Origin of the sequence: Paenibacillus sp. FSL E2-0151, from assembly GCF_037993015.1 — a bacterium.
Taxonomy (GTDB): domain Bacteria; phylum Bacillota; class Bacilli; order Paenibacillales; family Paenibacillaceae; genus Paenibacillus; species Paenibacillus amylolyticus.
This window is the reverse complement of record NZ_CP150308.1, coordinates 4,026,330-4,049,369: the sequence shown is the minus strand read 5'-3', so window position 1 is coordinate 4,049,369 and position 23,040 is coordinate 4,026,330. Positions and strand designations below refer to the sequence as shown.

The 23,040-nt window shown below is 44.6% G+C and carries 21 protein-coding genes; 16 read left to right on the top strand and 5 right to left on the bottom strand.

The genetic code is table 11. The features are described 5' to 3' along the window. Nucleotide 1: 1 nt before the first annotated feature. The 3 genes from MHI55_RS18270 (at nt 2) to MHI55_RS18260 (ending at nt 2,639) form a co-directional block, all read left to right on the top strand. Complete coding sequence (locus MHI55_RS18270) at nt 2-769, top strand: thiazole synthase (protein ID WP_340390617.1); 768 nt, start codon at nt 2-4, stop codon at nt 767-769. After that, nucleotides 766-1,815 (top strand): ThiF family adenylyltransferase, encoded by a 1,050-nt coding sequence (locus tag MHI55_RS18265; protein ID WP_076250234.1) that lies wholly within the window; start codon nt 766-768, stop codon nt 1,813-1,815. Before MHI55_RS18270 ends, MHI55_RS18265 begins: the two co-directional genes overlap by 4 nt. Before the next feature lie 119 nt (nt 1,816-1,934). Continuing rightward, nucleotides 1,935-2,639, top strand: coding sequence for a response regulator transcription factor (locus MHI55_RS18260; protein ID WP_076250236.1), 705 nt, complete (start codon nt 1,935-1,937; stop codon nt 2,637-2,639). 110 nt (nt 2,640-2,749) lie between these two features. On the opposite strand, the gene MHI55_RS18255 is transcribed toward MHI55_RS18260, so the two are convergent. Together MHI55_RS18255 and MHI55_RS18250 are read right to left on the bottom strand one after the other, a co-directional pair. After that, nucleotides 2,750-3,250: a C40 family peptidase gene (locus MHI55_RS18255; RefSeq protein WP_076250238.1), complete on the bottom strand. Its 501-nt coding sequence runs from the start codon at nt 3,248-3,250 to the stop codon at nt 2,750-2,752. A 296-nt stretch (nt 3,251-3,546) separates the two neighbouring features. Further along, nucleotides 3,547-4,188, bottom strand: coding sequence for a thiamine diphosphokinase (locus tag MHI55_RS18250; RefSeq protein WP_076250239.1), 642 nt, complete (start codon nt 4,186-4,188; stop codon nt 3,547-3,549). A 182-nt stretch (nt 4,189-4,370) separates the two neighbouring features. Here MHI55_RS18250 and MHI55_RS18245 point away from each other — a divergent pair, with 182 nt between their 5' ends. Continuing rightward, a complete protein-coding gene (locus tag MHI55_RS18245) occupies nt 4,371-5,072 on the top strand; it encodes a trimeric intracellular cation channel family protein (RefSeq protein WP_036613646.1) in 702 nt (233 codons plus the stop codon). A 1-nt stretch (nt 5,073) separates the two neighbouring features. After that, nucleotides 5,074-5,544 carry a low molecular weight protein-tyrosine-phosphatase gene (locus MHI55_RS18240; protein WP_036613648.1) on the top strand — a complete coding sequence of 157 codons (471 nt, stop codon included), beginning with the start codon at nt 5,074-5,076 and terminating at the stop codon, nt 5,542-5,544. A 165-nt stretch (nt 5,545-5,709) separates the two neighbouring features. On the opposite strand, the gene MHI55_RS18235 is transcribed toward MHI55_RS18240, so the two are convergent. Continuing rightward, nucleotides 5,710-6,444 carry an alpha/beta hydrolase-fold protein gene (locus MHI55_RS18235; protein WP_036613651.1) on the bottom strand — a complete coding sequence of 245 codons (735 nt, stop codon included), beginning with the start codon at nt 6,442-6,444 and terminating at the stop codon, nt 5,710-5,712. A gap of 256 nt (nt 6,445-6,700) precedes the next feature. Here MHI55_RS18235 and pdhA point away from each other — a divergent pair, with 256 nt between their 5' ends. From pdhA to MHI55_RS18190, 9 genes are all read left to right on the top strand, one after another. After that, nucleotides 6,701-7,768: a pyruvate dehydrogenase (acetyl-transferring) E1 component subunit alpha gene (pdhA, locus tag MHI55_RS18230; RefSeq protein WP_017688072.1), complete on the top strand. Its 1,068-nt coding sequence runs from the start codon at nt 6,701-6,703 to the stop codon at nt 7,766-7,768. A 101-nt stretch (nt 7,769-7,869) separates the two neighbouring features. After that, nucleotides 7,870-8,847 (top strand): alpha-ketoacid dehydrogenase subunit beta, encoded by a 978-nt coding sequence (locus tag MHI55_RS18225; RefSeq protein ID WP_036613653.1) that lies wholly within the window; start codon nt 7,870-7,872, stop codon nt 8,845-8,847. Between the two features lie 176 nt (nt 8,848-9,023). Next, nucleotides 9,024-10,343: a dihydrolipoamide acetyltransferase family protein gene (locus MHI55_RS18220; RefSeq protein ID WP_047843378.1), complete on the top strand. Its 1,320-nt coding sequence runs from the start codon at nt 9,024-9,026 to the stop codon at nt 10,341-10,343. A 3-nt stretch (nt 10,344-10,346) separates the two neighbouring features. Then, nucleotides 10,347-11,762: a dihydrolipoyl dehydrogenase gene (gene lpdA / locus MHI55_RS18215; RefSeq protein ID WP_036613658.1), complete on the top strand. Its 1,416-nt coding sequence runs from the start codon at nt 10,347-10,349 to the stop codon at nt 11,760-11,762. A gap of 477 nt (nt 11,763-12,239) precedes the next feature. Next, the gene (gene thyA / locus MHI55_RS18210; RefSeq protein ID WP_036613661.1) at nt 12,240-13,034 is read left to right on the top strand and encodes a thymidylate synthase; all 795 of its coding nucleotides are present in this window, start codon (nt 12,240-12,242) and stop codon (nt 13,032-13,034) included. A gap of 50 nt (nt 13,035-13,084) precedes the next feature. Next, a complete protein-coding gene (locus MHI55_RS18205) occupies nt 13,085-13,573 on the top strand; it encodes a dihydrofolate reductase (protein ID WP_076250241.1) in 489 nt (162 codons plus the stop codon). 615 nt (nt 13,574-14,188) lie between these two features. Beyond that, the gene (locus MHI55_RS18200) at nt 14,189-15,676 is read left to right on the top strand and encodes a glutamate synthase subunit beta (RefSeq protein ID WP_036673826.1); all 1,488 of its coding nucleotides are present in this window, start codon (nt 14,189-14,191) and stop codon (nt 15,674-15,676) included. A gap of 230 nt (nt 15,677-15,906) precedes the next feature. Then, the gene (locus tag MHI55_RS18195; protein ID WP_036613667.1) at nt 15,907-16,398 is read left to right on the top strand and encodes a Fur family transcriptional regulator; all 492 of its coding nucleotides are present in this window, start codon (nt 15,907-15,909) and stop codon (nt 16,396-16,398) included. A 125-nt stretch (nt 16,399-16,523) separates the two neighbouring features. Further along, on the top strand, nt 16,524-18,863 hold the full coding sequence (locus MHI55_RS18190; RefSeq protein WP_340386557.1) for a DNA topoisomerase 3: 2,340 nt from the start codon (nt 16,524-16,526) through the stop codon (nt 18,861-18,863). Nucleotides 18,864-18,898: 35 nt separating this feature from the next. On the opposite strand, the gene MHI55_RS18185 is transcribed toward MHI55_RS18190, so the two are convergent. Continuing rightward, complete coding sequence (locus tag MHI55_RS18185) at nt 18,899-19,663, bottom strand: HAD family hydrolase (protein WP_036613669.1); 765 nt, start codon at nt 19,661-19,663, stop codon at nt 18,899-18,901. Nucleotides 19,664-19,712: 49 nt separating this feature from the next. Next, complete coding sequence (locus MHI55_RS18180) at nt 19,713-20,633, bottom strand: helix-turn-helix domain-containing protein (RefSeq protein WP_076250246.1); 921 nt, start codon at nt 20,631-20,633, stop codon at nt 19,713-19,715. A 380-nt stretch (nt 20,634-21,013) separates the two neighbouring features. Between MHI55_RS18180 and MHI55_RS18175 the strand changes: the two genes are divergently transcribed. After that, nucleotides 21,014-22,204 carry an MFS transporter gene (locus tag MHI55_RS18175; RefSeq protein WP_076250248.1) on the top strand — a complete coding sequence of 397 codons (1,191 nt, stop codon included), beginning with the start codon at nt 21,014-21,016 and terminating at the stop codon, nt 22,202-22,204. Between the two features lie 83 nt (nt 22,205-22,287). Next, nucleotides 22,288-23,013 carry an ATP-binding cassette domain-containing protein gene (locus MHI55_RS18170; protein WP_036613671.1) on the top strand — a complete coding sequence of 242 codons (726 nt, stop codon included), beginning with the start codon at nt 22,288-22,290 and terminating at the stop codon, nt 23,011-23,013. Nucleotides 23,014-23,040: the final 27 nt, after the last annotated feature.

Here is a 23,040-nt window from a genome sequence, read left to right as displayed (position 1 = left end):
GATGTTGAACATTGGTAAATATACGTTTGAGTCCAGATTGTTGCTCGGAACAGGCAAGTTTTCGGATCTGGAAGTGCAAAGTCAGGCTGTGGAAGCATCTGAAACGGAAGTTTTAACCTTTGCTGTTCGTCGTCTGAATCTGGAGGAACGTAACCAGAAGCATTTCCTGGATACGTTGGATCTGGATAAATACACACTTCTTCCGAATACGGCGGGGGCTTCCACTGCGGAAGAGGCGGTGCGGATTGCCGAGCTTGCGCGGGCTTCAGGACTTTGTGATATGATAAAAGTCGAAGTCATCGGAGATGGAATTACGTTACTCCCAGATCCGATTGAAACGTACAAGGCTTGCGAAATTTTGCTTGAAAAGGGCTTCACGGTATTGCCTTATATTTCGGATGATGTCATTCTGGCCAAAAGGCTACAATTGCTTGGTGTACATGCTGTAATGCCTGGCGCTTCTCCCATCGGAGCGGGCAGAGGCATCATCAATCCCTATAACCTTGAGATCATCATAGAGCAGGCCGTTGTTCCAGTAATTTTAGATGCAGGATTACGCTCCCCAAAAGATGCTGCTTATGCGATGGAACTTGGTGCCGATGGCGTATTGTTAAATACAGCCGTATCCGGATCAGGGGATCCAGTGAGCATGGCTAAAGCGATGCGATTGGGGGTAGAAGCGGGTAGATTGGCATATGAGGCAGGCATGATTCCCGTAAAGCGTTATGCAGCAGCCAGTAGTCCGGTGGAAGGAATGGTTCATACATGACAGATCAAATAACATCTTCCGAGCAGGCCGATCGTTATTCCAGACAGGAACGGTACGCGCCACTTGGCAAGGAAGGCCAGGCCAGATTAAAGGGCAGCAGAGTTTTAATTGTAGGCGCTGGCGCACTCGGAACAGGAATTGCAGAAACGTTAGTTCGTTCAGGAGTCGGACACTTAACGATTGTGGATCGTGATTATGTGGAGTGGAGTAACCTGCAGCGGCAGCAATTATATGTAGAACAGGACGCGCTTGAGCGGATACCGAAGGCAATGGCGGCGGAAAAACGTTTATCTGCCATTAATTCCACGGTTCATGTGGAAGGGAAAGTGTTGGACGTCAGAGTAGATGAGTTGGAAGAACTCGTTCAGCATACAGACTTGATCATGGATGCAACGGATAACTTTGATACCCGACTACTTATTAATGATATGGCACAGAAGCACGGTATTCCCTGGATTTATGGTGGATGCGTAGGTAGTTATGGTATTACCTATACGTTTATGCCCGGAGATACGCCATGTTTAAATTGTTTGCTGGGTGAAGTCCCTCTGGGTGGAGATACCTGTGATACGTCTGGCATCATACCTCAAGCCGTACAGATGGTAACGGCGAATCAGACCGCAGAAGCGATGAAGTTACTTAGTGGCAATGCAAATGCATTGAGACGTAAGTTATTGTCATTTGACGTGTGGAGGAACGAATACATATCCATCAATGTGGATGGTGCGAAAAAGCAAGACTGTCCTTCCTGCGGTACTTCGGCAACGTATCCATATCTTTCTGCGTCCAATCTGGAGAAAACAGATGTGTTGTGTGGCAGGGACACCGTTCAGATCCGACCTGCAAGGCGCATGAATCTGGATCTTCAACATACAGCAGATCGCCTGAACAGGCTTCAAGAAGGAAAAGTGGAATCCAATCCGTTTCTGGTTTCTTTTACAACAGGAGTCCATAGAATGGTTATTTTCCAAGATGGACGTGTCCTCGTACACGGAACAAAAGACACAGCTGAAGCACGTACGCTTGTCCATCGCTACTTTGGTTAAAGCAAGAAAGAAGCAAAGTCTGTTCCCTTGAGGGAATGGACTTTTTCATTTTACGGCATGCTATCTGTACCAACCATTGCTGCGAGCGGTGGGGATAGAGACAGGCCGGGTGAAAAAGAGTGAAAACAGCCATTTTGCTGATTGGAGCAGGAGAGCAGGTCAGCCTTATTCAGGATGTTTTATGTAGCGAAGGGTATGAAGTGCAACGAATGGAGTGGTCTGAACTAAACCAATCCGTCGAGCCTTCGTTGTTGCATATTAACCTGATCATCCTGGTAGACCGGGAAGAGGGGACGAAACATTGTGGCAAGGATCAGAAATTAGAATTAAAACGATGGTTAGATAAAGGTCAGGTTATACCTCTACTGGTTATTACTTCAAATGCATCTCCTCAGTTCATCGTGGAATGGCTGGATTATGGAGCTAATGACGTGATGGAGGAACCCATCCACATGACCGTAATGCTTGCCAGAATACGAAACTTATTGCGTGTTTTTGCGAATGCAACACCAGAGGGCGAAGAAGTAATTGTAGTACATGATCTTAAAGTGAATTTGCGTTCAAGACGGGTAAATCGTGCGGGTGAATACCTGACATTAACACCAAAAGAGTACGAATTGCTGGAATTTCTGGCCCTGCATGTGAATAAAGCATGTACCCGGAGTGATATTTTGCGGGAAGTATGGGGATATGAGTATGCGATGGATACCAACGTTGTGGATGTGTATATCAAACATCTGAGGGTTAAGGTGGATAAGGGAAGAAGTGTGAAACTGATTCATACTGTGCGTGGGATCGGTTATATGTTGCATGATAAAAATTAGATTACGAAGGTTAGTTCCATGAATCACCAGTTTAAAGTGTGGCAAAAAGAGGGTAAAAATAAAAGACCGGATAATACCCCCGGTCCTTACTCATTAGCTATGATGTGAATCTAAAGTACACGACGAGCTTTAACATACGTTCTCTTCCAAGTACCAGAGTCCAGATCAGAGAGGGTTACGCCTGGAGATCCGTACGTATGCAGAATCTTACCATTTCCCGCATAAACGCCTACGTGAGTGACATTGGAACCGGTAGAACGGCTACCGCTGGAGAAGAATACCAGATCTCCGACACGGAGATTAGCTTTAGACACAGCTTTACCTTCTTTGGATTGGTTCACGGAAGTGCGCGGCAAATCTACACCATACTTTTTGAAAATATATTTCATAAAAGAAGAGCAATCAAAAACTTTGGTTGTTGAGGTTGAAGCACCAAATTTATATGGAGTTCCAGTAAATTGTTTACCATAGTTAACAATCTGTTGACCTGTGGATACAGAAGCAGTTGCTGCCTGTGCAACAGGTGCGTTAGTCATTAATACAGCTCCAAAACCTAGTGTAGCGCACAACCCGACGGTTACGGCCTTTTGGACAAAGATGTTTGTTTTCATGTTAGTTAGTACCTCCAAAATTCGTTTTCGTTAAGTTGCTAGAGCGAGTATAACAGCTTTGTAACAGCCTAGAAATTGGATAGGGGAGTGTAATCCCTTGCACCACAATGGTTTGGGTATGTTTATTAAAATATGATTAAAAATGTCAAAAAATTAATCATTGACGAATGAAGAATAATGATGAAACAACAAAGACCCTTGAATATCAAGGGTCTTTATTATGTGTGAACCTATTTTCTTGATTGAATCACTGGTTACAAAAACGTAATAAATAACTATGAAGCATACGAATAGATTCAATCTTTGCTCTGAATAATCAGTAATAAGCCGCTATCAATAGTGACTGTACCGGAGGAGCCTAAGAGCTTGTTGCTTACACCCAAGGATTGTCCCATGCGAATGGTGGCTTGATCTAGCGGATACATAAAACCATCTAGAGTTATTCCAGTAACTTCATGAGTCAAGGGGAGCAGAGAAACATATTTATAGTCACGGTCCTCAACCACAGCTTTGGATGTGGTCAGTGTCATGTAATTGTGCTTGTCCTGAATGGCACAGGAGATATGATGCTGCATCGCGCGAACCATAATATGTACATTGGCGAGTGTGTGATCCATACGTGTACCTGTAGCACCTAACATTAAGATGTGAGAAGGTTCGTAATCTAGCGCTGTCTCAAAAGCCATTTCTGTATCAGTAAGATCTTTGTGAACAGGGTCGCATGTAATGAACCGAATGCTATTGTTACTTACAATGATACGTTCCTCTTCATTAATGGAGTCGAAGTCTCCTACTGCAATGTGTGGCTGAATTCCGTGTTCAATTAAAAATAATGCACCGCGATCGGCCGCGATGATCATATCATCTTCTCGTATTTCCTGAAGTAATTCTACAGATAAGTTTCCGCCTGTAAAAATAATAATCCGTTTCGCCGTCATTTTATTTCATCCTTCCTAATTCAGAGAAAAATAGTCCATTGTTCAAATATAATGTTGGAACCTGTACAAATATATTCACCAAACCAGTATAATCCACAAAATGTGGTTGCACAATTTCAGTGCTCGCGGATACAATGGGTAGAGCGACATGGAGATGACTTGAAAAGTGAGGTTTGAACAGGTTGGACTTACACATTTTTGAAGTATTCAGCATTATAGGCACTATCGCATTTGCAATGTCCGGTGCCTTCGTGGCAATGGAAGAGGAGTATGACATTCTGGGTGTTCTAGTGCTTGGACTTGTCACGGCATTCGGAGGCGGGATTATCCGGAATGTACTTATAGGTATACCTGTAACGACACTGTGGAGTCAGGGATCACTTATTATGTTAGCCCTAGTATCAGTAGCGATTGCGTTTATATTACCTCTCAAGTGGATTAGTCACTGGAAGCGAACAGAGGCGCTGTTTGATGCAATCGGACTCGCAGCATTTGCAATTCAAGGGGCGCTCTACGCGGCGAACATGGGACATCCTATTAGCGCAGTTATCGTTGCAGCAGTAATGACCGGTATTGGTGGAGGCGTTATTCGTGATGTGCTTGCTGGACGTAAACCGCTTGTATTGCGTGACGAAATCTATGCTGTATGGGCAATGACAGCCGGTTTTGTTATAGGTATGGGCTGGTTAACAACGAATGCTGGATTATTATTTTGTTTTGCGGCCGTTGTGTTCTTCCGGATGTGTTCTGTACATTATAAATGGAAACTGCCACGTCGTTCGCTCGTACCATCTGAGACCGGAAACGTCAGTCCTCAGCCGGAGAACATTGTGACACAGCCAACATCGTCGGTACTTCAAGGTACGTTAAGCAAGGGGGATTAATATGATTAATGTTTTGTTTGTATGTCTGGGCAATATATGTAGATCACCAATGGCTGAAGCCGTTTTGCGTCACAAAGTCCTGGAGAAGGGGCTTGAACACCAGATTCGTGTGGACTCTGCGGGTACAGGGGACTGGCATGTTGGTAAACCTCCGCATGAAGGGACGCGAAAATTGCTTGATTCGTACCAGATTTCTTATGCCAACATGGCAGCAAGACAGTTCGCCAGCGAAGACTTTACTCAATTTGATTACATTGTGTGTATGGATAATTCCAATGCAGATAATGTGCGCAACGTTCCAGGCGGAGCTGAGGCGGACATCATCAAGTTCATGGACATGCTTCCTAAGGAAAAACTCAGAGAAGTACCTGACCCATATCACACAGGCAATTTTGAAGAGGTGTACGAGCTGGTTAACGCAGGCTGCGATGTTCTGTTGAGTAAGATTGAAGCGGAACATTCCTTAGCCTAAAAAGTAAACGGAATTCATGCTTAATTTGTAATTGGACAAAGAAGCAGGATTAGAGCACTTAAAGCAAGCAGGATATCCTGCTTCTTTTTCAGGTTACAATTGTAAGCGGTATCATTAAAATGAAAAAAAATAGCGGCATTTCAGCCGCTTGTTAAAGTGGTCCTTTTATCTTTCCTGGAGAAAATAAAGTAATGCTTCGGGCAATTCCTTCTGCCAAAAACCCCATTGGTGTTTTCCGTCTTTCTCCTGATAGGAGACGAGGGCACCACGCTTTTCCAGTAATTCTCGAGTATCCCGGTTTAATTGAACAAAATCATACGTACCCGTGTCTGCCTCGAAATCAGTCTCTTGCAAGCCAACAATCATCCAGATCGAGAGCCAAGACAGATCTTCAGCTGCGGCATAGATCTCCTGTGAAGCAGAGTAGAAGGCACCAGACATGCTGATCACACGTGTAAACAGATCCGGATATAACAGAGCAAGATGAAGCGAAACACTGCCACCGAGCGAGTCTCCGGCAAGAATGCGTTCCTGCGGAGAACGGCGCACAGGATATTTCTCTTCTATATAGGGAATAATCTCTTCAGCGAAGCAAGTGGTATATGCCTTGAACCGATCTCCAAATGGAGCATATTCCTGCGTTCTCACAGACACATCGACCTGAACCCCTACAATAATGAAAGGTTCGGCTCCTTCGTCCAGAATAATTTGGTTAGCTGTTGTAGCAATTCGTCCGAAATTAAAAAATTCTTCGCCATCCTGACAATAAACGACAGGGTAGCTAAGCAATTCGTTATAGCCCGGAGGAAGGTAAATACGGAGCGTTCGCTTCTCTCCGAGATAGCGACTTTCAATCTCTTCCTTCACAATCGTGCGTTTCAAATAGCGGGAATCCGTCATAAAACGTCACCTTTCTCGGTTAATTTTTTGCATTCGACCGCGCAATACGGTAAGATTACCCTTGTGCGGGGTTAGGTCAAACACGCAATCATGTATTATGCTGTTATACCAATATTAAGCCCCTGTTATACATACAATCCGGCAGGAAACATAAAAAAATTACGGATTTCTTTGACGTATGGAGTGAAACAGGTGTATAATAATATTATAACAGCGGAACTTGATATTCAAATTTTTTGTTGAGGTGAAGAAAAAAATGAGCAAGGTTCCTTATGAAGTGTATACAGAGGATGTAGAAGCTCTGTCCGTGCTGTCTCCTGACGGCGAAATTGTTAACAAAGACATGATGCCTACACTTTCCGATGATCAATTAAAAGAAATTATGTACCGCATGGTATTTACCCGTACTTGGGATGACCGTGCAGTAAACCTTGGCCGTCAAGGTCGTCTTGGTTTCTATGCTCCAGTATCTGGTCAAGAAGCGACAATGGTTGGTAGTGAATTTGCAATTGAAAAAGAAGACTTTGTATGTCCTGGCTATCGTGACATTCCGCAACTCGTATGGCACGGACTTCCTCTTTATCAAGCATTCTTGTACTCCCGTGGACACCAACATGGTGGACAAATTCCAGATGGCGTTAATGTATTGATGCCACAAATCATCATTGGTGCACAAATTCTGCATGCAATGGGTATCGCTATGGGTTACAAATTGAAGAAACAAAAACAAGTTGTTATCACGTACACAGGTGATGGCGGTTCTTCTGAAGGTGACTTCTATGAAGGTCTGAACTACGCTGGTGTATACAAACTGCCTGTTATCTTCTTTGTACAAAACAATGGTTATGCCATCACTACTCCTTTTGCTAAACAAACTGCAGCTCTTTCCATCGCTCACAAAGCGGTAGCAGCAGGTATCAAAGGTGTTAAAGTTGACGGTATGGACATCTTCGCTGTTATCAAAGCTGTTCAGGAAGCTGCTGAGCGTGGACGTAACGGAGAAGGCGCAACATTGATCGAAGCAGTAACTTACCGTTTCCGTCCTCACTCCCTTTCGGATGATGCTTCCAAGTATCGTACAAAAGAAGAAGAGGCAGAATGGTCTGCTAAAGATCCTATCGCACGTTTCGCTAAATATCTGGAGAAAAAAGGTCTTTGGACTGAAGAAGATACAGCACGTGTGAAAGAAGAAGCAAAAGCTAAAGTAAATGAAGAGATCAAAAAAGCGGAAAAAACCGAGAAAATGACGATTTCAGGCTTGATCGACAGCATGTTCGAACAAACGCCTAAGCACTTGGAAGAGCAAAAAGCTGATTTCCAATAAGTTTTTTCCGATAAAGCATAAACATCCGCGACTTTAATGTCCCGGTATACATGTACGAATTCAAATGTGAACTGTCAATGTTTAAGGAGGAAATGAAGCAAATGGCACAAATGAACATGAAAGAAGCAATCCGTGATGCGCTTCGCGTGGAGTTGAAACGTGATCCTAACGTTCTGCTTTTCGGTGAAGACGTAGGTAATGTAGGCGGTGTTTTCCGTGTAACGGAAGGTCTGCAAAAAGAGTTTGGCGAAGAGCGTGTATTTGATACACCATTGGCTGAGTCCGCTATTGGTGGTCTGGCTGTAGGTCTGGGTGTACAAGGCTTCCGTCCGGTTGCTGAGATCCAATTCGTTGGTTTTATCTTCGAAGCCCTTGACCAAATGGTAGTGCAAGCTGCTCGTATGCGTTTCCGCTCCGGTGGAAAATACAATTCTCCAATCGTATTCCGTACACCATTCGGTGGCGGCGTAAAAGCGGCAGAATTGCATACAGATTCCCTGGAAGGTCTGCTCACGCAAACACCAGGTATCAAAGTCGTAATTCCTTCTAACCCTTACGATGCAAAAGGTCTGATGATCGCTTCTATTCGCGATAACGATCCTGTATTCTTCATGGAGCACTTGAACTTGTACCATGCTTTCCGTGCAGAAGTGCCTGAAGAAGATTACGTTGTTGAATTGGGCAAAGCGAACGTTGTTCGTGAAGGTTCTGATGTAACGATCATTACTTACGGTATGATGGTTCACACTTCTGTGAAAGCAGCAGATGAACTCGAAAAACAAGGAATCAAAGTTGAAGTTATCGACCTTCGTACGGTTAGCCCGATCGACATCGATACTATCGTTGCTTCCGTTAAGAAAACAAACCGTGCAATTGTTGTACAGGAAGCTCAAAAGAGCGCAGGTGTTGCAGCTGAAGTCATTGCCCAAATCAATGAAAAAGCAATCCTGCACTTGGAAGCTCCGGTTCTGCGTGTAGCTGGTCCGGACACTGTATATCCATTTGCACAAATCGAAGATACATGGCTGCCTAACCCGGCGCGTATCATTGCTGCGGTTAACAAAGTCGTAAATTTCTAATTTAATCATCTGACATGCCGCAAGGCGCAGTATGGTGATTCACACCGCAGCGCAAGCTGCACTGTAAACAGCCATTAGCCCCTTGAGTAACAGTTATTTGCATTAGCAGTAACAGTTGTTTCTTGGAGTTAAGGGTTGTTTTCAGGATTGAGCACATAATCAAGGAGGTTTTTCAGTTGGCTAAATTTGAATATAAATTCCCTGAATTGGGCGAAGGCCTGCACGAAGGCGAAATCATCAAGATGCACATCAAAGTCGGTGACAAAGTAACTGACGACGACATCATCATGGAAGTACAGAACGACAAAGCGGTTGTAGAAGTACCTTGTCCGGTTAACGGAACAGTTACAGAAGTATTCGCTAAAGACGGTCAAGTCTGCCACGTTGGTGAAGTTGTAGCGATCATCGATGCAGAAGGCGAACTTCCTGAGCAAGACGACGCTCCTGCTGGCGATCAAGGCGAGCAAGAGAAAGATGCAGCTCAAGGCGGAGCTGACACAAGCGGTTCTTCTGCAGCAGCTTCCAGCTCGGATGCAGCTAAAGAAGGCGGCAACAACAGCGTTCCGGCAGTACCTGCCAAAGACGTTCTGGCAACACCAAGCGTGCGTAAATTTGCTCGCGAACAAGGTGTAGACATCGCTCAGGTTAACGGCACTGGCAACAACGGTAAAGTAACCAAAGAAGATGTTGAATCCTTCAAAAACGGTGGCGGTTCTTCCGCAGCGGCATCTTCCGAAGCTCCGGCTCAAGAAGAGAAAAAATCCGCAGCACCAGCAGCTGCAGCTGATCAACACGTTGAAGAAGAGCGCGTACCATTTAAAGGTATCCGTAAAGCGATCTCTAATGCAATGGTTAAATCGGCTTACACAGCACCTCACGTTACAATCATGGACGAAGTGGACGTAACTGAATTGGTTGCTTTCCGTACTCGCATGAAACCAATTGCAGAGAAAAAAGGAACAAAAGTTACTTATCTGCCATTCATCGTTAAAGCACTGGTTGCGGCTTCCCGCCAATTCCCGGCTCTGAACGCTATGATTGATGAAGAAGCTAACGAAATTGTTTACAAAAAATACTACAACATCGGTATTGCTACAGATACAGACAACGGCTTGATCGTTCCTGTTATCAAAGATGCTGATCGTAAATCCATCTGGATGATTGCTGATTCTATCCGTGATCTGGCTGCTCGTGGTCGTGAAGGCAAATTGAGCGCGAATGAAATGAGAGGAAGCACAATCTCCATCAGTAACATCGGTTCTGCTGGCGGTATGTTCTTCACTCCAATCATCAACTTCCCTGAAGTTGCTATTCTCGGAACAGGACGCATCAGCGAAAAAGCAGTGATCAAAAACGGCGAAGTAGTTGCAGCACCTGTAATGGCTCTTTCCCTGAGCTTTGACCACCGTATCATCGATGGCGCAACAGCACAAAACTTTATGAATTACATTAAACAGCTGCTCGCTAACCCTGAGCTGCTTGTTATGGAGGTGTAAGATATGGTAGTAGGCGACGCTTCTCTCAATATCGACACATTAGTAATTGGTGCGGGTCCTGGCGGCTATGTAGCTGCCATCCGCGCTGCTCAACTGGGCCAAAGCGTATTGATCGTAGACAAATCCGAACTGGGCGGTGTTTGTTTGAACCGTGGATGTATTCCATCCAAAGCCCTGATCTCTGCTGCACACCAATATGAGTCTGCACTTCACGGTGAAGCTTTTGGTATCTCTGCTGAGAACGTAAAAGTGGACTTCAGCAAAACTCAAGAGTTCAAAAACGGCGTTGTTAAGAAAATGACTGGCGGCGTAGCTGGTTTGCTCAAAGGCAACAAAGTTGAAGTTTTCAACGGTGAGTGCATGTTCATCAACGAAAACGAAGCTCGTGTATTCAATGACCACGAGTCTCCACGTTACAAATTTAAAAATGCAATTATTGCAACAGGTTCCCGTCCAATCGAACTGAAACCTTTCCCATTTGGTGGACGCATTCTGTCTTCGACAGAAGCTCTGAACTTGCCTGAAGTACCAAAAAGCATGATCGTTATCGGTGGCGGATATATCGGTGCTGAGCTTGGTCAAATGTACTCCAAATTCGGTGCAAAAGTAACAATCATCGAAGGTTTGGATACAGTACTGCCAGGTTTCGATAAAGACATGACTAGCCTCGTGGCTAAAAACATGAAGAAAACAGGCATCGAAATCGTAACGGGTGCAAAAGCTGAAAGTGCTGAGCAAACGGATAAAGATGTAACTGTTAAGTACTCTGTAAATGGTGAGTCCAAAGAAGTAACTGCAGATTACCTGCTGGTAACTGTTGGACGTCGTCCAAACACAGATGGAGAACTGGGTCTCGACATGATTGGTGTTGACGTTGACGAGCGTGGATTTGTCAAAGTTGACCACCAAGGTCGTACCAGCATTCCTCACATCTTTGCTATCGGTGACATCGTATCTGGTCTGGCTCTGGCACACAAAGCTTCTTATGAAGGTAAAGTGGCTGCTGAAGCAATCGCAGGACAACCATCTGTAGTTGACTACAAATGTATGCCAGCTGTTGTGTTCACAGATCCAGAATGTTCCAGCGTAGGTTACACTGAAAAAGAAGCTAAAGAAAAAGGTTACAAAGTAAAAGCAGGCAAGTTCCCTTATGCGGGTAACGGCCGTGCTGTATCTTTGAACCACGCTGAAGGTTTCGTGAAAATCGTAGCTGACGAAGAAAGCGGCCTTGTATTGGGTTGCCAAATCGTAGGTCTGGAAGCTTCCAACTTGATTGCTGAGCTTGGTTTGGCAATTGAGATGGGCGCTACTTTGGAAGATCTGGCTCTCACAATTCACGCTCACCCAACTTTGGGCGAAATCGTGATGGAAGCTGCGGAATTGGTTATGGGTCACCCGATCCACATCATCTCCCGTTAAGATCAACTAAGCTTCGGATCCGTCCGGCATTATACGTATATCAGAAGAGACGAATGACGTTAACGCGTTATTCGTCTCTTTTTTCTGAGCAAGAGTCGAGAAATATAAAATACTCGTGTATGTGATATGATGAAAATTTACACGCTCATAAGTTTCAGTGAATTGATTTTATCCAACAACTCAATTTGTGGTACACTGTAGTAATGATCAGTCATGATGTGGCTCCAAGCCAATCGCGGTCTATATATTTAGTTAAACTAACCTTTTACACGAGAACGTAGAGGACGGAAAAAACCTGAAGAAGCGGAGCTAAAAGCTTTCTGAAGGAAAGCTACATCGGAAGCATACGCTTCGCCTTTATCCCCGGATTTTACCTTTGGAAAAGGAGATTAAAAAAATCTGGGGATAACAGCGATCGGAAGGTTGTTCTGTCATGGAGTGGTAAGTGTAAATATTCTTTAGTGAGGGGATTTCAACATGAAAAACTATCTCGATTTATTGCAGGATATTCTGAACAACGGCGTGCATAAAGGAGACCGTACAGGAACAGGAACACAATCTGTATTTGGCAGACAACTCCGTTATGATCTCTCCGAAGGATTTCCGCTGGTAACAACCAAACGAATTCATCTCAAATCGGTTATTCATGAACTGTTATGGTTTTTGAGTGGCGATACCAATATATCTTATTTGAAAGAAAACGGTGTGAAGATCTGGGACGACTGGGCGGACGAAAATGGGGATCTCGGTCCGGTATACGGCTCGCAGTGGCGTACATGGGAAGCCCCAAACGGAGAAAAAATTGATCAGATCGCCGCAGTCATTGATTCGATCAAAAATAATCCGGATTCACGTCGTCACCTTGTCAGCGCATGGAATGTGGCTGAGATCAATAATATGAAGCTTCCACCTTGTCATTTTGCGTTTCAGTTTTACGTTGCAGAGGGTAAATTATCATGTATGCTTACGATGCGTTCCGTGGATACGTTCCTCGGATTGCCGTTTAACATCGCGAGTTATGCGCTCTTGACTCATATGATCGCTCAGCAATGTGATCTTGAGGTGGGTGATTTCATCTGGTCTGGAGGGGATGTTCACATCTACTCTAACCATGTTGATCAGGTTAAAACGCAGCTGGAGCGTGAACCTTATGCTTTACCTAAGCTGGTAATCAAGCGTAAGCCGGATTCTATTTTTGATTATAAGTTTGAAGATTTTGAGTTTGAGAACTATCAGCATCATCCGGGCATTAAAGCTCCAATTGCAGTCTAATTATGTGTTCAATCTCGACAAGAGACTTGGATTGAAGGAGTGTATTACCCTTGAGTATTGAATTGGTATGGGCAATGGGGGAGAACGGTGTGATCGGATTAAATAATTCGATTCCATGGCGTTTACCCAAGGATATGGCCTTTTTCAAACAACGTACGCTGAACAAAACCATTATCATGGGACGTAATACGTGGGAATCTTTTGGCGGTAAGCCGCTTCCTCAGCGTCGTAATATCGTAGTGACAAGAGATCTGAACTACAAGGTGGAACAGGCTGAAGTCGTACATACGATTGAGGAGGGTCTGAGTGTAACCAAAGGTGAGGAACTGTGCGTAATTGGGGGTTCCCAAGTGTATCGTGAGTTCCTGCCACTTGCAGATCGTCTTGTGGTGACCAAAATTCATGAGAATTTTGAGGGAGATACGTTTTTCCCTGAAGTGGATTGGTCCGAATGGGAACTGATTGAACAGATTGAAGGCGAACAGGATGAAAAAAATGTTCATGCGTATACATTCGAATTTTACGAACGTAAACGGTAAATATGACATAAGAAATTCCTGACTTCGGTCGTATTTGTATGATGAGAGGCGCTGATTGCGAAATATTCGTGAACAGCGTCTTTTCTTTATAAAAAAATGAGTCACTTGTTTAAACTCGAATACATATAACATTAATATCACATGAGTAATTGGTATTTATGTATATTATACATACGGCCAAGCATTAAACAGTAAAAAAGTGTAAAAGTTTTGGGGTTTTAACGTTGTGAAGCCCTAAAACAGGTCTGATATTCGGAATTGAGAACGATTTATAGCAAAATATGTTGGATTTGATGACAAATTATCTGACATTTACTTAACGTTTCGACCTTTTATTTCTTTAACACACACCAGATTTCGCAGTTCAAAATCACATTTAACACCAAAATAAGGGTATTGACCATGGGTAGACTTGAAAGATATGATGTATAAAATACAAATAATTATGCGGATAATCCATTTAATATTCAGCACAGTAAATGCTACTATAATTGAAATATCTTCGAGAAGATTTTGTGATACAATAGACAAAAACTCAAGTAATGAGTAATCCATTTCATATAGAACCATGCACATGAAGGGATTAAGACAAGAACGGATGGGGGAAAACGTAAGATGTCTACACCTACTGGATTTATGGAATACAAACGTCAACTGCCAACAGATCGTGAGCCAGCGGAGCGGATTAAGGATTGGGAAGAGTTTCATAAACACATGGCTGAAGAAGAGCTCAGAACACAAGGTGCACGATGCATGGATTGTGGTACCCCGTATTGCCATACAGGTATAGATATGATTGGTGGCACGTCAGGTTGCCCCGTGCATAACCTGATTCCAGAATGGAATAATCTTGTATATCGCGGACTGTGGAGAGAAGCACTTGAGCGCCTTCACAAAACGAATAATTTCCCAGAGTTTACAGGTCGCGTCTGTCCAGCTCCTTGCGAAGGATCATGTACAGTTGGCTTAATTGGTCAGCCTGTAACCATCAAAACCATTGAAGAAGCTATTATTGAAAAAGGTTTCGAAGAAGGATGGGTGGTTCCCCAACCTCCTGAAAAACGTACGGGTAAACGTGTAGCTGTCGTAGGCTCAGGTCCAGCGGGATTGGCTACTGCGGCTCAGTTGAATAAAGCAGGACACTCGGTAACCGTATATGAGCGTTCGGACCGTGTCGGCGGATTGCTGATGTACGGTATCCCAACGATGAAATTGGATAAAAACGTAGTTCAACGTCGTGTTGATCTGCTCGAAGCAGAAGGCATTCAATTCATTACGAACACCGAGATTGGTAAAGATATTGCAGCACAACAGCTGGTGGATGAGTATGACGCTGTTGTATTGTGCGGTGGTGCAACGAAGCCGCGTGAATTCAATATTGAAGGCAGCGACTTAAAAGGCGTTCATTACGCAATGGATTTCCTGAATGGCAGTATTAAGAGTTATCTGGACTCCAATCTGGAAGATGGTCAATATCTGTCCGCTAAAGATAAAGATATTATCGTCATTGGTGGCGGTGATACAGGATCTGACTGTGTGGCTACATCGCTGCGCCATGGTTGTCGTACGATCACTCAATTCGGTACGCATACACAAGCGCCTATGGAGCGTGATCGCATTAATAATCCTTGGCCACAATTCCCGAACGTATACACACTTGATTATGCGCAAGAGGAAGCCAAAGCGTTGTTTGGTCAAGATCCGCGTGAGTTCTCCATCATGACAACGAAATTTGTCGGAGACGATGAGGGGAACCTCAAAGAATTGCATACAGTACAGATCGAGCGTATTGTGGATGAGACTGGTCGCAAAATTTATCAGCCGATTCCCGGTACAGAGCGTGTATTCCCGGCTCAGATGGCCATGATTGCCATTGGTTTTGATGGACCGGAACAAACGTTGGTAGAGCAACTGGGACTTGCAACAGATCGTCGCACAAACGTTAAGGCACGTTACGGCAAATACAACACCAATGTGGATAAAGTATTTGCAGCAGGTGACATGCGTCGTGGTCAAAGTTTGGTTGTATGGGCAATTAATGAAGGCCGGGAGGCTGCTCGTGAAGTGGACAAATACTTGATGGGTGCTTCGGTTCTGGTGTAAAGTATAGAACAAGATATCAATGACAACCTTCGCGATCAGCGAGGGTTGTTTGCTGTTATTTTAACCAATTTGACTACATATTTCATGTAAGTGTGAGCAATATCATTGCTTTTTAAGTGATAAAGATTTATTATTATATTATAATGATTATAAATAAGGATTAACTGAAACCATGAATCCGTACGATAAAAGTAAATTTCAATGAATATAAATCGGAGGTGCGACCTGCTATGGCAAGTAACCGGGACAAGTCCATTTCAGAACAGATCTTTCACATTAAAAATCAATTGGTTGAAAAAGGATATAAGTTAACACAACAACGGGAAGTTACTGTACGTGTATTGCTTGAACATGAAAAGGATCATTTTAGCGCAGAGGAAGTATTTCTGCTGGTTAAGGAGCAGTTCCCTGAGATTGGATTGGCTACCGTATACCGCACTCTCGAACTGCTGAGTGACCTTCAGGTCGTTGAAAAGATTAACTTTGGTGACGGCGCTGCGCGCTTTGATCTGCGAAGTACAGACGGTTCCCATCACCACCATCATTTGATCTGTACAGAATGTGGTAAAGTGGAAGAGATTATGGAAGATGGTCTGCTTCGTTTGGAACAACAAATCGAGCGTCAGTATGGCTTTGCTGTTACGGATCATCGTCTGGATTTCCAAGGAGTATGCAAAGAGTGCAGACAAAAGCATGTATTAAAGGAACAGGCAGCAGGATAATTCATTTCGGGAAGGTGCTCCCGAATCCAAAATCTGATATAATGAGTTTCAGAAGCAAGGGGCTTCCGTCGGCGGAATGCCCCTTTTTGCCGTCATGCGGACGGTGAAGGAGGAGAGATGGACGGATGAAGACACTGGTTATAGCGGAAAAACCCGACATGGGTCGAACCATTGCCGCCGTCATAGAACCAAAGGCCAAGAACAATCGCACGTATCTGGAGGGTGAACATTACATCATCACTTGGGCGATAGGGCATTTGCTTGGACTGGCTGAACCGGATGCCTATGATACAAAGTACAAACGCTGGAATATAGCGGACCTCCCGATCATACCCGATCAGTTCAAGATTGTACCCAATCCGAGGACTAAAGAGCAGCTTAAAATGATTGGAGAACTGGCAAAACGGGCTTCAGCGATCGTTAATGCTTGCGATGCAGGGAGAGAAGGTCAGTACATTTTCGCCCTCATACAACAGCAATTGAAGCTGCGTCAGCCTGTAAAGCGTTTATGGATATCGGATTTGACGGCAGAGAGCATTAGACGTGGTTTTGATGGTCTGAAGGATGCCTCTGAATTTGAAAATCTGACCCATGCTGCTCGCGCCAGAAGTGAAGCCGATTGGCTGATCGGGATGAATGCCTCACGGGCGTTTACAACCCGCCATAATGCATTGTTGTCTGTAGGCCGTGTGCAGACGCCGGTACTCGCGCTAATCTACGATCGTGAAATCGAGATTGAAGCGTTCCAGTCACAGACCTTTTATGAAGTAGCCGCCTGGTTTCGGCAGGAAGGTGTTGAGTACCGGGGACTGCGTCAGGGAGATAAGTTGACCGATGCGGAGGCAGCAGAGGCCATTGCAGCCAGTGTGAAGGGCAAGACAGGGCAGATTACCAAATACGAAGCAAAGCAGACGAAGGAGTATCCGTATCGTTTGTATGACCTGACCCTTTTACAGCGTGAAGCCAATGCCAAGTTTGGGTATGGAGCCAAAAAAACACTGGATATCGCACAGGCCTTGTATGAAAAACACAAGGTAATTTCGTATCCGCGGACAAACTCCAACTATGTTACAGAACAGAATATTGAAGGTATGCAAAAAACACTAAACCTGCTTAAAAATGGTACCTATAGTGAGCTTGCGCAGGGGGCCAAGCCGGAGCTTGTTCATAAGAATAATAAAGGGGTATGTAATCCGAGCAGGGTTGAGGATCACCATGCGATCCTACCTACTTTGAAGCGACCAGGTACCTTATCCAAGGATGAGCAGAACATCTATGATTTGATTGTCAGACGTTTCTTGTCTCACTTTTATCCTCCGGCAGAGTATAAGCAACATACCGTGCTCACCGAAGTGGAGAAACATCAGTTTAAGACATCTGTCAAAGAGCTGTTGTCCCTCGGATGGAAAGTGGTTCTCGGTTCTGGAGATCAGGAACAGGGCGGTGCAGGCAAGAAGAAGACCAAGAAAAACGGCAATGAGGAAGAGGAAGCTGAAGAGTGGACGGACAAGGCTTTTAGTGTGCAACCTGAATTGCCTGTTCAATGCACGAAGAGTGAGTTCAAGGAGAAGGCGACCCAGCCTCCCAAGAGTTATACCGAGGGAACATTGCTGAAAGCGATGGAGAGTGCAGGCAAGCAGATCGAGAATGAAGAGCTGCGAGACGCGATGAAAGATAGTGGCCTGGGTACTCCGGCTACACGTGCGGCTACAATTGAACGCCTCAAAAACGTAGGTTACATTACTCTGCAAGGGAAGAAAATGCAGTTAACGCTCAAAGGCAGAACGGCTATTGAGTTGATTCGTCGCGCGGGTGTAGATCTGTTAACTTCACCTGAGATGACCGGGCAATGGGAAAGAAGGTTATATCAGATTTCCAAAGGTGAGGCGGGTCAGGACAAGTTCATGGAGAACGTTAAGAAATTCACCTTGTCCATCATTGAGAAAGTGCGTGTACAAGCCCCAGCACCAGCAGATGCTTTTGGAGAAGATTCACGGGCAGGCAGGGGGAAAGGCAAGGGAGCCAGAACCCAGGCAGGCAATACAAGGACATCAGCCAAGACGGCTAGTGGCGGTTCAACTGTAAAAACGTCCCGTCAGACTTCGGCATCTTCATCGAGAGTTGGCAGTGGGAAAAGCACGACCACCAAGGCGCCGTCCTCAAGTGCGAGCTCATCTGGAGTGAGAGAGTTACTGGCACCTTGCCCTTCTCCTGGCTGCTCGGGTCAGATTATAGAGGGCAAGAAGGGTTATGGATGCTCACGTTTCAAGGAAGGCTGTTCATTTGTGGTCTGGAAAGAGTATGCAGGCAAAAAAATCACCAGTACGATGTTAAAATCGCTGATTGAGAAGGGCAGTACACAAGTATTGTCGTTCAAACGAAAAGACGGGAGTACGGTGAAAGCACGTATTATTTTGCAAGATGTGGTAACAGGCAAATTATCTGGCGAGAAGCAGGATGCTTGATCTTAGTTAACAGTTAACATACAGCAAAAGGACCCTTATCCAAGGGTCCTTTTCTGTTGCTGCTGTTGTATATTTTCGTGTATGACTTTTGGTACCTCTTCCAGTGCAGTGATGGTATACATCGACGTTTCCGGATTAGGCTGAAGTTCTACGATGTTGTATTGCCATTCATTCGGTTGTTTGATATAAATGCTGTGAATTCCGGCTTTTACCGCAGGCATAATATCTGTGCGTAGTGAGTTGCCAATCATCCATGTTGCACGACGATCAAACGGACCATTAGACAGAATGCCTTCCAGTGCCTCGACGTTTTTGTGTTGTCGGATATAGATCCGATCATCAAAATAAGCTGAGAGTTTCATCTGATCAATCTTGCGCTGCTGAATCACGGTTTCGCCGCCGGTATATAAGTAGAGGGAGTGTCCAGCACCCTTGAGGTTCTCAAGCGTTTCAACCATATGAGGGTAGGGTTCAACCTCCTGATCGTACACACTCATACCCAACTTGCTCAGATAAGATTCTTCTCTGGGAGAGGTTAATCTGGCGAACTTGCCGGAGAAATAACGATAGGTATCAATCAGGGATTGCGGGAAATGATGACTCGCAAAACCAAGCTTGTTCACTCCGGTTACATCGATCTCCAGCTGTTTTTCCCGAATCTCTTGTGTTGTCAGAGAATGTCCATCAAACCACTCTTGCATATTCTCAAAGAACTCTCCCAAAATCAGGTTGAAGTATTTGTTGCAATATACGAGTGTATCATCAAGGTCAAACAAAATATGTTGTTTCATTATTTTCATGATCTAACTCACTCCTTGTAGCCAGTAAATCCACAATGGTTCAACTAAATTAAATGCGAATATAGGATTCCAGGAACATATTTAATTCAGATACGCCATCCGGCCGAATACTGTATTTCTCTTTACGGTTACTTCCGAGCAGATGGGTCCGTAGCAGACCTGCGATGCGTAGCGCCATAACCTGGTCTTTGACCGTGTCTTCGTCTTTACCCAATTCTTCACACATCTCAGCGAGGGATTTGGGTTCATCCGATACGTAACGAAGCAGGCGAAGTCTTTCGGGATCAGCCAGCGCATGGGTGAAACGTAAAAGACATGTTGGTGGCTGGTCTTCGTTCTCTTCAGGTGCATCTACGGGATACTGCATGATCATCATACCCTCATAGAAGCAGTACATATTAATAGGACGATTGTGAACCGTTGGGAAGAGGATGACTTCGTTCAGTCCAGGCATCGGTTCAACAAGAACGCCCGCTGTAGCATATTCAATAAGCAGTTCAGAGCCCATTTTATCAAGCAAAATGCGTTTTTCTTCGGCATCTTCTTCCAGCCACACACGCTGATCTTCGCTCATATTCTGACAGTAGTGTTCATCCCATAGTCGCAATAATGGGACATAACTGTTCCGAATGCGCGTAGATTCTTCTATTGTAAGAGCCGGCAGAAGAGGAGAAACACGTGCAAACAGGTCTTCCGCTGTCATTCCGGCAAGCATGTCCAGGAAATCACGATTCTCCGATGTATCATTTTGATAGGCTGCCCATGCAAACAAAACATCAAAATCATCAAAAGGCCAAGTGGCAGCAGGTGCGAGCGCAGCTCGTACATTGGAACTTAGTTTGCCTTCCACTTCCAGAATCCATTCAGGACCAATATCCAGATGCTGAATCCATTTTTTCGTGACATAAACCAGAAAGCTGTTGAGCATTTCATATATCGGTGAAACATCAATTGTCACATGATAAGCCATATTGTTGCAGAATCCTCCCGTCACATCTAAATGTACGCAGCGACTTAAGTACGATTAGTGCGTGTTCAAAAAGTCTGGTTTTCAGTACCAAGAAGATGGAAATGGAGTAGCGGAGCGTAGGAAAACTACGTGAGCAACGGACATTTCGGCTGAAATTCATCTTCGAAGCTGATGATGCCACTAGGCATGATTCGTAATCAAAAGTGAACTTTTTGAACAACCTCTATTATGGCTTGTTTTGCAGGGCGTTGTCCACTATAATGTTCAAGTCCGGGGCAAAGCCCTGATCTTTGAATAGCAGTTTAAAACCATATGTATAACATACAAAAGTCGTCAGCGATGGCGATTTTTCTTTGTGTGCTCGCAGGAGGAATGAATTCGTGTCATCGATTACTCGTCCCAAACTATCACACTCGACAGCCAACTATCTCATTTTGATTACGGTTATTGTGGTGGCGGGAATAAGTCAGGGGCTTTTGCTACCTGTGCTTTCGATTTTTTTGGAGCAAAAAGGGGTTTCACCAGGTTTAAACGGATTAAACGCCGCCGCGTTGTACATTGGCTCTTTTGCCATGACTCTCGTTGCGGAGAGACTACTGGGTGCATTCGGTTTCAAAAAGTTGATTGTAGGTGGCCTGATATTAGTCATGGTCCCTTTAATACTATTTCCGTATTTACCAGATATTAAAATATGGTTCATATTGCGTCTGATCGTTGGAATAGGAGACAGCGCACTTCATTATGCGGCTCAGCTCTGGGTGCTACTTGTTACTGCACCTGAAAAGCGTGGACGCTACATATCACTATATGGCATGTCCTACGGGCTGGGCTTCAGTATTGGACCGCTGGGAATTAAGCTGCTTGGCTTCGGTGATGCTGTCCCTTTCTGGGTCTTGTTCATCTGTATAGCAGCAGTGCTTATACTGGTATTAATGAAGCTTCCGGATACAAAACCGGAAAAAGCAGAGCATGGCCAACTGCCTGAACGTCGCTTCCGTCGTAGTCTGGCATGGGCCTGGTATGCACTTTTACCAGCACTCTTATACGGATATATGGAAGCGGGTATGAATAGTAACTTCCCCGTTTATGGGCTACGTATTGGATTCGATACCAATCAGATTTCGTCGTTACTTCCTTTTATCGGGATTGGAGGTTTGTTCCTTCAATTACCTCTCGGAATGTTGAGTGACCGATATGGGCGGAAGAAGATATTGATGTTTGCGGGCATCAGCGGGGGAATCATCTTCATGCTGGTTCCAGTGGCAGGTACGCATTTCTGGTGGACGCTTGTATTGTTAACAATCGCAGGCGGCCTGGTCGGCTCCTTTTTCTCACTGGGCCTGGCCTATGCCGCAGATATTCTGCCTAAAGTGTTGCTGCCTGCAGCCAACGTTGTGGCGTCTTTTCATTTCACGATTGGAAGTATTATTGGACCGAATCTGGGTGGTCAGATGATCAACTGGATTTCACCCGGAAGCATGTTCACCTTGCTCGGAATCATGTACCTTCTTTTCGGCGTGGCAGGTATATTATTTCGTCGTAAACCTGAGCTCGAATCTGTGTTAAAATAGAAGCTGGTGTTCGCATGGAAATTGATGTCCATTTCCGAGTACACTAGTGGTAGGGAAAAACATGGACAAGAGGAGACATCGCGATGATCAGAGTAGAGAACTTGAGTAAATCCGTTGGCGTGGACCGCGTTCCCGTTCTGCGGGATATTCGATTTGATATGCAACAGGGTGAAATGATAGCTGTAGTTGGCTCAAGCGGTAGCGGTAAAAGCATGTTGCTTAAATGTTTGGCCATGATGGAAAAATGGGATTCCGGCCGGTTTACGGTGGATGGCGCCGAGATTTTGAAAGAAGGCTGGTCCGGAAAACGGAAAATCAAACGGGAATGGGCATACTTGGAACAAAATCCAGAATTATTTCCTAGACGTACGGCTCTTAAAAATGTATTAATCGGACGATCAGGTCAGACTCCTGTATGGAGAATGGTAACCGGTATGGTACGTTCCGATGATTATATGGGTGCTATGGATTATCTCGAAGGATTGGGATTACTTGATAAAGCACATCAAATAGCAGAGAAGCTCAGTGGTGGCGAGAAGCAGCGTGTTGCTATTGCAAGAGCACTTGCTCACGGTGCCAAAGTCGTTTTGGCGGATGAACCAGTGATTGGTCTTGACCCTCACACAGCAGATTCGGTGCTGGAAACGCTGCGCAAATTATGTGAAGAAGAACGTGCAACAGTCATTGCAGTACTGCCTATTGAACTTGCTGAGAAACATGCCACACGGATCTGGGGATTGGCAGAAGGCAAGATTGCTTTTGATATTCGTGGACGAAGACTGACACAGCAAGAAAAAAACCAGATTTAAACTATTGAAAAGAGTGATGAGATTGTT

Coding starts and splice junctions, on each gene's coding strand:
- MHI55_RS18270 (WP_340390617.1), top strand. CDS start 2: ATGTTGAACATTGGTAAATATACGTTTGAGTCCAGATTGTTGCTCGGA.
- MHI55_RS18265 (WP_076250234.1), top strand. CDS start 766: ATGACAGATCAAATAACATCTTCCGAGCAGGCCGATCGTTATTCCAGA.
- MHI55_RS18255 (WP_076250238.1), bottom strand. CDS start 3,250: ATGAAAACAAACATCTTTGTCCAAAAGGCCGTAACCGTCGGGTTGTGC.
- MHI55_RS18250 (WP_076250239.1), bottom strand. CDS start 4,188: ATGACGGCGAAACGGATTATTATTTTTACAGGCGGAAACTTATCTGTA.
- MHI55_RS18240 (WP_036613648.1), top strand. CDS start 5,074: ATGATTAATGTTTTGTTTGTATGTCTGGGCAATATATGTAGATCACCA.
- MHI55_RS18235 (WP_036613651.1), bottom strand. CDS start 6,444: ATGACGGATTCCCGCTATTTGAAACGCACGATTGTGAAGGAAGAGATT.
- pdhA (WP_017688072.1), top strand. CDS start 6,701: ATGAGCAAGGTTCCTTATGAAGTGTATACAGAGGATGTAGAAGCTCTG.
- MHI55_RS18225 (WP_036613653.1), top strand. CDS start 7,870: ATGGCACAAATGAACATGAAAGAAGCAATCCGTGATGCGCTTCGCGTG.
- lpdA (WP_036613658.1), top strand. CDS start 10,347: ATGGTAGTAGGCGACGCTTCTCTCAATATCGACACATTAGTAATTGGT.
- thyA (WP_036613661.1), top strand. CDS start 12,240: ATGAAAAACTATCTCGATTTATTGCAGGATATTCTGAACAACGGCGTG.
- MHI55_RS18200 (WP_036673826.1), top strand. CDS start 14,189: ATGTCTACACCTACTGGATTTATGGAATACAAACGTCAACTGCCAACA.
- MHI55_RS18195 (WP_036613667.1), top strand. CDS start 15,907: ATGGCAAGTAACCGGGACAAGTCCATTTCAGAACAGATCTTTCACATT.
- MHI55_RS18190 (WP_340386557.1), top strand. CDS start 16,524: ATGAAGACACTGGTTATAGCGGAAAAACCCGACATGGGTCGAACCATT.
- MHI55_RS18185 (WP_036613669.1), bottom strand. CDS start 19,663: ATGAAAATAATGAAACAACATATTTTGTTTGACCTTGATGATACACTC.
- MHI55_RS18180 (WP_076250246.1), bottom strand. CDS start 20,633: ATGGCTTATCATGTGACAATTGATGTTTCACCGATATATGAAATGCTC.
- MHI55_RS18170 (WP_036613671.1), top strand. CDS start 22,288: ATGATCAGAGTAGAGAACTTGAGTAAATCCGTTGGCGTGGACCGCGTT.